An 11,106-nucleotide genomic window follows, 5' to 3' on the forward strand; every position below is an offset into this window, starting at 1 on the left:
CTACAGCATGGCTATAAAACGAAATTATATTCTAAACATCAGCCAAACTGTCAGTCAAAATTAACTTAAAATTAAAAATAAAAACACCATATAACACTATATAGCAAATAGTTAAAATAAAAAATGTAGCTTAGATTAACATTTAAACACAAAACTACACTTAAACATAAAAAACACTTAGAATGCGGAGCCAAGCGGTTAAGTAATGGTTCTATATTGCTTTAGTATGATTGCGCCATGAGTGCGCAATGAATGCGCCATGAGTGCGCCTTTTTACCGAAAAAAGGCGCACTCATGGCGCTCAGAAGATCCTGTCATTACGCAGGCATACTAAAGTAATACTGAACATAACATGAACCAGATATCAACTCAAACTAAAGAAAACATGGGAAAATTTGACGGAAAACAGATCAGAGGCCTGGTCGGCAACATTGTAATTCGAAAAGGTAAAAAAGCGCCAATTGTGCAAAGCGCACCTTGTAAATATAAACAAACCAAGGCAACAAAGCAAGAATCAAGTCTATTTGGAAAAGGCAGTACTTTAGCCTCTGCACTCCGGCATGAACTGAACCTCATCGTCAGCTCCAATCAGGATGGCGAAATGGTGAACCGGTTCAACACCCCAATAAAAGCGGTACTTAGACAATGTTACGATCCGGAAACCCAAAAATTTAGTTTTTCAGAGGATAGTTTCAGCCGGCTGGCCGGTTTTGAATTTAACATTAAATCTCCGCTGATCAACAACCTTTGGGTAAGCCCCGAAATGCAGCTGAATGGAAATATTCTAACCATAAGCCTGCCTGAAATTGAAATCCCTGCCCAGTTAAAATTTCCCCTGGCTTCCAATACCTGCACATTGATGGTCATCGTCAGTTTTACCTCTCTGGAACAATGCCTGCGAAAACAATCTGCTACACAGACCATTGAGATGAGCCAAAACGAAACTATTGTACCAGCCAGACAATTTGATTTTGAAGTTCCACAGGGCTGTTTATGTATTGCCGGGATAGGACTAAAATACTTCTCCTCACACAATTCCATCAGAACCACCCTGAACAGTAAGGTCTTTAATCCTGCGGGAATTATAGGTGCTGTGATCAGCCCGGGAACATTTGTCCTTTCTCCACCGGTAAGAATTGGCAACAAGACTATAGCCTCTCCATGGAGCCCTATTTTTAATTTAACCTTGTAAAGGTTTTATTGGAACCAAACGCCACTGATCTGGTTCCAATAGATTTTATTTTCTAAAAACAACCTGCCAGTTAATCATCCGGTTTTCTTTAGCTTTAATAACTACCCTTAACCATCCCTTTTCTGTTTGAGGCAGGACCTCAATAGTTACATTTTTTGCATCGCCAATTATTTTTGCTTTGTCTAACTTCCAGGCTGCACCATCATTAATACCGGCAATACGCAGTTCATAATCATCTCCGCCAATTATTTTAGATGTACCCGATAAAACTCCGTTTTTCCATTCTTCTTTAACCAGATCAATCATCCCCTGGGTTACATGCTGAGAAGTAGAAACGACCACAGGGTGATTGGTTCTGGCACGGACAGCAATCATTATACACGATTCGGCAGGCAGCTCTTCCGATATGGCATTGGAGATAGTAGTCATTGGCTTATTCGCCCAAAAATCAAAAGCATAATATGTTTTCTCATTACTCAATCCTGCCCAGTCTAATGTGGTGCGTATTTTATGGGCGGTGGTTTCCCAATTAAATAAGCCAATTACATTTCGTTCAGTACCTGTTTTTTTATCTGTCGCACGCCAGATAGATGGCAAAAATTTATCAAACAGATCAACAGGACGGGCGATACCATGGTGAGAAGCCATACAACGTTTCATAATCTCCAGACGTTCCTCTGGTAAATCAGGAAGCCAGTCGCTGCTGAGAAAAAATTGGCTCGTGATCGCAACAAAGGAAGGCAATAAACGAGCCCTGGTCAAACTGCCAATTCCACCGGCACCCGGATCTGCTGTCGACAAACCCTTTTCCCTCAGCATCGATGGATCAGGATCGTTCCACCATACTTTCCCATTCAAAAAATAAAGCCTTGAAGCACGTATGGCACCTGTGCGTATGGTCTGTCCATCGTGGTTAAAATCAGGCCCAATCCGCATGGAGTTAACCAAGCCCATAGAAGCGCCAAAGGAACGCATGTTCTGGCTTGCACTGCATCCGGAAAAAAACACATCCTCGCCAACGGCTTTCCTTAAAATTCTCAATCCATCCCTGTAAGCTTCGATTTGTGTTTTAAGCGGGTTGAACAAGGGTTTAGAATTGCCAATACTGTCATTTTTGTATCCGTCATTAATATAAACCAGGTTGGTAACCGTCCCAGTATAAAGACCATCCATTTTGAAATAATTATAACCCCAGTTTTTCATTGTTTTAGCAAGTTCTGCAATATGGGTTTGCACTTCAGGCTGAGTCAGATCAAGAGAAGTAGCCCCCCAATTCGTTTCAAAAGGTTTACCATTTGTATGCTTTGCAAACCAATGTTGGCGATCTTTGTACTCAGGATCTTGATAGTTACGGGCAAAGGGCATCCACCATATCCCATTCTCCAAACCGGCAGCTTTAACCGCACTGGTAGAAGCAGCCATTCCATTGGGATAACCTCCTTTTGGATCCACACGGTCAAATCCACGACGAGGCCCGTTATATTTACCTCCTGCCTGCCATTCGTCATCTATTTGAATCACGCCCAATCCAAATGACTTTAGATTTTTTTCTTCAATAAATCTGGCTAATTCAATGTTAGATGCTTCACTGCCAGCTCCTCCGTTTTTTTCAGAATACCAGGTACAATACACCGCACTACGGGCCTTCATCTTAATATTTTGTTGCTTTGCAATCGCATCTGCAAATTGTTCTTCACCTAAACGCGCATCATCAAAATAGCCAATTGCCAAGGTTTCGACCGCTTCATTTTTTCCTGCAGGCAAGAGAAAATGTCCGTAATCTATTTGCGCTTTTATGTTAACCAAGCTATTTTCAATGTTTGAGAACAAGACCCCGCTACCTTTTTCATTGGTAATCCAACCTGCAACTACCCCATGTCGAGAGCCCGGATCAACCGTTGTCAGAAAAACATAGCTGCCGGGGTTTTTATCCGGTGCCAGCAATCCTCCCGTACCCATTGTTTTCAACTGATCTGCAGGTTTACCAAGGTCAACCGAGAAGGAAACAGGATTAAGTTTTGGAATATCAATATTTGTACTGCCTCCGTTTTTGATGGTTTGGCTTACAAACAGAAAAGGTTGCCGGGAATATAGTGCAAATGAAAATAAATTCCCATCAGTTGTAGTGACCAATAATGCAGTCCCTCTACCAAAAGCAGCACTAACTACTGTTTTCTGTTCAACAGTTTCGATCACGCCGTTTGGGATCACATTTTTCAGGAATGCCTTTTTAGCTGATTGAGCCGTTACTTCAAAACCTTTTAGCGCCGAATTATAGCTGACGGTTAAAAGCTGATTACTGATGCTGTTATTTTTAAGAGGACGGACAAATTTATCCCCGCCGGGGTGTTTTATTGATACTGAATAGGCATTGATCACTAAAAAAGCGATCAATGCCATTGTAACTGTAAGCAGCTTCTTCATTTATTTTTATATTTTATTTGATTAAGGCTAATATCCGGGATTTTGGGTGAGTTTATTATGGCTACGCTGAATTTCGCTGTAGGGAATAGGGAGCCAGTACATTTTATCTGACCACTTGCGGTTGTTATATACAATGAAATTATAATTGTATTCCATAAGAGTACCATTTTTGTAAATATCTACACCCATTACTGGTTTATTCAATGCATCTGGCCCTATCTTCCATCTTCTGATGTCCTGTATCCGATGATCTTCAAGCACCAGCTCCACACGTCTTTCCCTTCTGTATCTTTGTATCAAAGCAGCTCCGCTTTCGGTTATACCTGTTAAGCCAACTTTACTGCGCACTCTATTAATTGCTGTTCTTGCGGGCTCTTCGTTACCTAAGGCTATTTCACATTCAGCATAATTTAAATAAAATTCAGTTCTACGAAAATAGATCCACGGATTAATTTGTGTATCGCTGCCAATATTACGGGAACCAAGTCCTTCTACAGTATACTTTTTAAAGTTGTAACTGGTAGGAGAAGCACCATCTGCATAAAAACTTGCGCCCCTTGATTCTTTTCCGTTTAAGAGTGGATTAGCAGGGTTGTTTTTATCGCGATAGTATTCGAGCGCACGTGTAGTTTTTGTTGTATACGGATCATAAAAAATCGCTCCGTTAAACATAAAATTGGCATAAAACCGGGGCTCTCTATTGGTATAAGGATCTTGATCATTGTAACCAGATCCGGCTTCTTTAGGCAGTTTTCCGTTACTCATTTCATAACTATCAATGATATCCTGAGTTGGTGAAACGGGTGACCATGCATTCATCGAATTAGGGTAAAGCCAAAAGTTGGCGCCTTCGCCGGCAGTATTTTCAGACTGTGAATTTGCTGCGGTAAAATACCGTGCAAAAATAATTTCTGATTGATTTTTACCATTAAACGTATCGTAATAATCTGCGGCTGTACCATTATTGATCATATTAAACCCAGATAAATTCATAACCGCTTTATTGGCCTCTCTCGCGGCCGTCCACTTGGTTATATCGAAGGTAGGGCTAAATAATGGGCTTGCTGCATAAAGCAAAGTTCTGGCTTTTAAGGCCATGGCAGCTTCTTTAGTTGCCCTGCCTTTATCAGCTGAGGCAAAACTTGGCAAAACTGGAACGATCTCATCACACTCCTTAACAATAAACGCGGTTACCTCTTCAATACTATTTCTTGACACATCAAAAGTAGGTGCATCGAGCGCAAATGTATTGGTGATAATGGGTACCCCACCATAATACTTCATTAAATCAAAGTATTTAAATGCTCTTATAAACCTCATTTCTGCACCCAGTTTGCTGATTATACCCGCATCTATTTTGCTGGCGGCGGATTGCTCAAAAAACAAATTTACCCTCCTTATACCTGCATAGGCATTTGCCCATTCGCCGCGGTCTACCGTTTCGCCGTTATCTCTAACGATTTCTCCGTCTGTATATGCCTGCTGAGAACCTACGTATCTTGTATATGCATTATCTGTAAGGCCTTCTGTAAGCCCGTCATCACTACTAAAAGGCTGCCTTAAATACCGATAAGTGCCATTTACAAAAAGACTTAAAGTTGGGGCATCGCTAAAAACAGATTTATCACTGAAGGAATCCAGAGGCTCAAGATCTAGTGCTTTTGTACAGCCTGCAATCAAGGTAACAGTTAAAAAAATTGCCGGGAGCAACTTTGTTCTTACTTTATTGTAAGTATATATATCTATGCGTTTCATGATCTAATATTTTAAATGAGATTAAAAGGTTGCGTTTATACCAAATGAAATGATCTTTGTTTGAGGAAATACAAACCCTTGTGGGTTAACATTTTCGGGATCACCCAATCCATCCTTTTTTAAGCCGTCAAACGTAAGCAGGTTATAACCATTGACAAACACCCTTGAAGATTGAAAACCTATTTTAGAAAGTATTTTTTTGGGGAGGCTATAGCCCAACTCTATATTCTTTAACCTAATGAACGAAACATCCCTCAAAAACAAGTCGTTGTTGTCGGTGCTTCGTCCTATGCTGGGCAAAGGGGCATCTATATGATCCGGTGTCCAGGCGTTTTTTACGTAGTATGCAGGGGCATTGTTGCCATTATCAAACAGGTAGCCAAAGTATTGAACGGCACGTGCCTGACCTTGAAACTGTGCAATAAAATCAAAGTTGGCATATTGCAGGCCAAAATTAAAGCCATATTGAATTTGTGGTGTAGCATTCCGCTCTACCGGATATCTATCGTCTCCATTTATGATCCCATCGCCACTTACATCTTGATAGATCAGATCACCCAGTCTTTTACCTGCAAGTCCAGGGTATTTCGCCAAATCATCAGCAGTTCTATATACACCAATTACCTTATATAAAAACTGGGTTCCTATTGGCCGGCCCGTAATGTTCTGGTAAGGTACTGTGGGTGGAACCTCATCAACAAATACAATTTTGTTTTTTGCAAAAGTGAAATTACCGCCTACGTTAAAACGTACCCTGCCAAATGTTTTACTGTAGTTTATCTGTCCGTCAACACCGGCATTGTCTACAATACCTATATTTTCGTTGGGCAAAGAAAGCCCGGTATAATTGGGTACCGTTGCATTTCTTTGGGCAAGAATATCAGAAGTTCTGCTGCTAAAATAATCTACAGTAAAAGACAAGCTATTGTTAAGTATAGTTGCATCTAAGCCCAGGTCAAAACTCTTTTTCCTTTCCCAGGTGATGTTTGGATTGGCCGCGACACCAGGGTTTAAGGCTGAAACATCAGCACCGTTAAATACATACCCCGCACCAAAATTATAAACATTTAAGTATTGGTATTGGCCAACCCTGTCATTTCCCAATATTCCGTAGGATACCCTTAATTTTAAATTATTTACCATCTCGATATTTTTCATAAACGGTTCTTCGGAAATCACCCAACCCAGTGATCCGCCTGGGAAATCACCAAACCGTTTTCCTTTAGGAAAAATTTGCGATCCATTGATACCGAAATACAACTGTGCCAGATATTTTTTGTTATAAGCATAAGAAATACGGCCAAGGTAATTTTGACGGGCACCGCTGCTTGCGCTTCCATTGTTGCTTTGATTATCTTTGATTGGACTGCCCGCAAAAAGCTGATCAATTACCGGCGATACAAAGCCAACTCTGGATGCAGATAGATTTTGGCCATTACTTTCATTTTGTTCAAACGAAACAAATGCGGAAAGGGCGTGCTTACCAAAATCTCTTTCATAATTAAGTTTTATGTTTTTTGTGATCGATTCGCTTTTGCTGGAGTTTTCAGATAGTGAAGGTGGATTTTCTCTGGTGCGGGGAGAAGGAACTCCATTTAGGTCAACATAAAAAGTCCATGGTTGTTCCCAAACTTTTTGAAAATTCTGCCCCTGATCTAAAGCAAAAAAGCCATCAACCGAAAGACCTGAAACACCAGGGATTTTATATTTAGCCTTTAGCGTTCCGTTAAAAAGAGAACTTTCTGTTCTGTTGTAAGAATCACTTGTTACTGCCGCCAGAGGGTTGTTATTTCCCCTTCCTGCAGCGGGATAATCGCCTAAAATTGTTGCGGGCAAAACAGGGGGCCCAAGCACACTCCAGCTAAATAAAGATCCGTCGTCTACGCCTAAAAAATTTATATTTTGCCTTCTTCCAGCTATATCAAGCCCAACACTGAAATTTTTGGTAATCTGCGCATCAATATTTGATCTGAAATTGTACTGCGTATATTTTGAGGTATTATCGTTTATGTTTATTGTTCCCTGAGTTCCCGTTCCCAAAGACAGAAAGTACTTTACCGTTTCATTACCTCCGCTTACGCTAAGATTATGTCTGTCTTGATTAAAGCTGCTTTTTTGTGTTGCTCTTAACCAGTCTGTACTGGGTAAAACTCCGTTCTGATAATCGGCCACTTGTTGTGCGCTATAAGTAGCCACTCTTCCAGCCTGCCTGTCCAAATCATTTATTCCTTTTACGAAATCGGCTGCATTGCTCATTTCCATGTACCGGGTTGGGCTTACTATGCCATGGTTAAACGAGTAGTTAACGGTAGGTTTACCGGTTTTACCCCGTTTAGTCGTAATCAGCACTACACCATTGGCAGACTGAGCTCCGTAAATAGCAGCAGAGGCATCTTTTAGCACAGATATAGATTCTATATCATTGGGGTCAATTCTTGAGATCCCATCACGGTTAGCGACACCATCTACTACAATTAATGCGGCTGTATTTCCCGTGGTACTTGCTCCACGAATAAATATAGAGGCTTCATCATTCCCTGGTCTTGAGTTGCGTTGGTTTACAATTAAGCCAGGTACCCGGCCTGCTAGAGAATTAGATACAGAAAACGATTTGCTCTGCAATATTTCCTTGCTGTCAATACCAGATACTGCAGTGGTTAAATCTCTTCTTTTTTGTGTACCATAACCCACAACCACCACTTCATCTAGCTTCGAGGTAATTTCTTTAAGAACAATATGGAGACTGGTTTCCTTTCCAACAGTAATCGTTTGGCTGATATAACCAATAGCAGAAATGGTTAATTCATTTTCTCCTGTGGCCAATACAATGGAAAAGTTACCCTTCACATCTGTTGAAGTGCCTTTACCAGCACCTTTCACCATAATATTTACACCCGGTATGGCCTTCCCTTGTTCATCTACAACTTCTCCTTTAATTATTTCCTTCCTCATCAGACCATTAGCATCGTGATTTTCTTTCTCCCAAATGGTTATTGTATTTTCATTGATGCTGTAAGTTAAAATCTGCCCCTCAAATACCTGCTTAAGGGCGTCGAGAATACTGGTTTTATTGAGGCGTATGTTAACAGGCCTCGCCTTTTTCAAGATGTTGTCTGTATACAGAAAATTATAACCGCTTTGTTGCCTGATTTCTTTTAGAACCGCTTTTAAAGGTGCATTTGATCTGGACAGCGTAATTTTTTGTGCAAAACCAGTGGCACTGACCTGCATAAATGTAGCAATTAGTATCGCGGTGGTTAGTCGCATAATTCGCAGTATTTTAATGGTACAGGAATTACCCCTACCACGTTTAGTAGTATATTTTTTATACATTTGGTTTATAGTTTGGTTTTATGCAGTATGCCTCTTGCTTCGAATCTTCGGGCTTCTGCTTTACAGTTTACTCATAATTTACGTGGACCAAACACTTAGCCAGGAGCGTTAATTGCGCTTCTGGTTTTTTATATAGATGTCTGTCCTGGCTTTCTGCAGCTCTAGCTTTTCTGTCGTCGGTATTTCTTCATCGTTCTTTGGTTTAGTGAATTTATTTGGTTAATTGTCATTATTTGAGCACGTTGTTTACTTGGAAACATATATTTTTCTTCCCTGAATTCTAAAGTGGACCTTTCCTGTACTTTCCAGAGATTTTAAAACTTTAGAAACACGATCAAATCTGGAAACAGCCCCACCGAATCTTTCTTCCGTTTTTTGTCCTGTATATTCAACTTCTACATCATACCATCGTTCGATCATCCGCATAATCGTCTCAATCTTTTCACTTTCGAACATAAACTGCTTGTTTTTCCAGGCCACGGAAAGTTCTGTATCCACATTAATGACATTTAGTTCCCCGTTCACGGATAAGTCCGCTTGTTGTCCGGGTTTTAGCGTTCGTTCGGTCGTATTGTTGCTACTTACTTTTACACTGCCTTCCAGTAATGTTGTTTTAACTGATGGCTCGTCGGGATAGGTATTGATATTAAAATGGGTACCTAAGACTTCTACCGTCTGGCGGTCGGATTTTACTGTAAAAGGATGTTTGCTATCCTTAGCCACTTCGAAATAAGCTTCTCCCTTCAACAACACTTTTCTTTCTTTAAATGCTGCAAAACTTACGGGATATTTTAATGTTGAGGCCGAATTCAGCCAAACAACAGTACCATCAGGTAAGCGCACCTCATATTGACCTCCTTTCGGCGTTTCTATGGTATTATACTCATAGGCGTGGCGGGTTTGACCATGATCCTCAATAGTATAGATCAATTGTCCATCCGCTGCTTTTGTAACTTTAATGCCCGATTGCCTTGCAATGGTTCCATTGGACAATTCTCCCAGGGCCAGTCTTTTTCCATTGCTCAGAACCAGAAAAGCTTTATTACCACCAGGGGCAACATCATTTGCATATAAGGGAGCAACTTGTTCCACCTTTTTGACACGATTCATATAAAAAGCTGCGATTCCCAAAATCAGGATACTGGCCGCTATCCCAATGTATTTATAGATACTCAGGTGTTTTTTTCTCTTTTCAAATTGCTGAACATCATGGGTAAGCAATTCTAGAACATGCCCCTTTACCGTTTCTTCATCCTTCATTAACCCAGGATCCCACTCTTGATATTGGTTGCTCAAAAAGTCATAAACCTGATTAAATCGTTCCCTTTCTGTTTCAGTTGCAGTTCCATCTTCGCATTTGATTGCCAAATCCCTAAATTCTTTATTTGTCATGAGGTTTCTTCTATAGATATGTCTATATAAAAGCTGGTAACCCCAGTAAGAAAGGAAATTATTTTTTTATCATGGAGACCAATGGCGTAATAATAAGCACCAGGAAGAAGAAATCGCCCATTTTAGCCCTCAATTGTTTTAAAGCAATGGTCATCTGAGACTCCACTGCTTTCACCGTAATTCCTAAGCGTTCAGCAATTTCCTTATTACTCAGTAATTCTTTTCGACTAAGGATGAATACTTGCCGGCAACGTTCTGGCAAAGCCGAGATTCCCAGCTCAAGAACCTTGTTGATGTCATTTAGCTCTAAGTTGTTATGGGGTTCCTGTCTTCCTGCCAGTTGTTCAAGATCTCCATCTTCAATGAAGACCTTACGGTGATCTGCCGATCGAATATAGGATAATACCTTATAGCGAACTGCAGTAAAAAGATAGGCACTCAACTTTTCTATATCTGCCTCATTTTTCCGGATCCACAATTGTAACAGAACCTCCTGAACAATATCCTGTGCCTGGTCACTATCTTTAAGAACAGAGTAAGCCGAGAGGTAAAGACGTTTCCAATATTTTTCATAAATATTTTTAAGCCCTACCTGATTATTTGCTTTCAGCAAAGCAATTAACTCATGATCTGCATAAACTTTCTGTTCGAGCATAGTTCTAATCTCCAGACCAAGGTAAATAAAATATCTAAGTCAAAATAGATCTTTTCAATTAATGGGAAATCCATTTTCGAACAGAATTCATAATAAATTATTGAAATATCCTTACGACAAAACCGGGGTAGTCAGTTTACCTGTAATATATTCTCTAAGATTCCAGCACGGTCTTTGCTTAATATAGATTCAATTTTAGAAAGTAATTGTAAATCTGAATTATTTATGCGAAAAATTCTGCTGTCTCTCGGCTTGCTGTTTTTTTTCAATTTCTTTAGCTACGGGCAACCGCATGAAATAACCAAGGTCAAATCATCAAAAAAAACGACGATAGACAGTCTGAAATATATAGATG

At 40.2% G+C, this 11,106-nt stretch carries 6 protein-coding genes; 1 reads left to right on the top strand and 5 read right to left on the bottom strand.

Annotation, left to right across the window (positions count from 1 at the left end):
- The first annotated feature begins 352 nt into the window (after positions 1–352).
- Complete coding sequence (locus DBR11_RS07425) at positions 353–1,192, top strand: hypothetical protein (protein ID WP_108551141.1); 840 nt, start codon at positions 353–355, stop codon at positions 1,190–1,192.
- A gap of 45 nt (positions 1,193–1,237) precedes the next feature.
- Here the strand turns inward: DBR11_RS07425 and DBR11_RS07430 are convergent, their stop codons facing one another.
- From DBR11_RS07430 to DBR11_RS07450, 5 genes are all read right to left on the bottom strand, one after another.
- The gene (locus DBR11_RS07430; protein ID WP_108551143.1) at positions 1,238–3,616 is read right to left on the bottom strand and encodes a glycoside hydrolase family 36 protein; all 2,379 of its coding nucleotides are present in this window, start codon (positions 3,614–3,616) and stop codon (positions 1,238–1,240) included.
- Between the two features lie 27 nt (positions 3,617–3,643).
- Positions 3,644–5,371, bottom strand: coding sequence for a RagB/SusD family nutrient uptake outer membrane protein (locus DBR11_RS07435; RefSeq protein ID WP_108551145.1), 1,728 nt, complete (start codon positions 5,369–5,371; stop codon positions 3,644–3,646).
- A 21-nt stretch (positions 5,372–5,392) separates the two neighbouring features.
- On the bottom strand, positions 5,393–8,638 hold the full coding sequence (locus DBR11_RS07440; RefSeq protein WP_158275239.1) for a TonB-dependent receptor: 3,246 nt from the start codon (positions 8,636–8,638) through the stop codon (positions 5,393–5,395).
- A gap of 312 nt (positions 8,639–8,950) precedes the next feature.
- Positions 8,951–10,096, bottom strand: a complete 1,146-nt coding sequence (locus DBR11_RS07445) for a FecR family protein (RefSeq protein ID WP_108551149.1) — start codon at positions 10,094–10,096, stop codon at positions 8,951–8,953.
- A gap of 58 nt (positions 10,097–10,154) precedes the next feature.
- Positions 10,155–10,751, bottom strand: coding sequence for an RNA polymerase sigma-70 factor (locus DBR11_RS07450; protein WP_108551151.1), 597 nt, complete (start codon positions 10,749–10,751; stop codon positions 10,155–10,157).
- Between the last annotated feature and the right edge of the window lie 355 nt (positions 10,752–11,106).

The organism is Pedobacter sp. HMWF019 (assembly GCF_003061025.1).
Taxonomy (GTDB): Bacteria; Bacteroidota; Bacteroidia; order Sphingobacteriales; family Sphingobacteriaceae; genus Pedobacter.

Coding starts and splice junctions, on each gene's coding strand:
- DBR11_RS07425 (WP_108551141.1), top strand. CDS start 353: ATGAACCAGATATCAACTCAAACTAAAGAAAACATGGGAAAATTTGAC.
- DBR11_RS07430 (WP_108551143.1), bottom strand. CDS start 3,616: ATGAAGAAGCTGCTTACAGTTACAATGGCATTGATCGCTTTTTTAGTG.
- DBR11_RS07435 (WP_108551145.1), bottom strand. CDS start 5,371: ATGAAACGCATAGATATATATACTTACAATAAAGTAAGAACAAAGTTG.
- DBR11_RS07440 (WP_158275239.1), bottom strand. CDS start 8,638: ATGCGACTAACCACCGCGATACTAATTGCTACATTTATGCAGGTCAGT.
- DBR11_RS07445 (WP_108551149.1), bottom strand. CDS start 10,096: ATGACAAATAAAGAATTTAGGGATTTGGCAATCAAATGCGAAGATGGA.
- DBR11_RS07450 (WP_108551151.1), bottom strand. CDS start 10,751: ATGCTCGAACAGAAAGTTTATGCAGATCATGAGTTAATTGCTTTGCTG.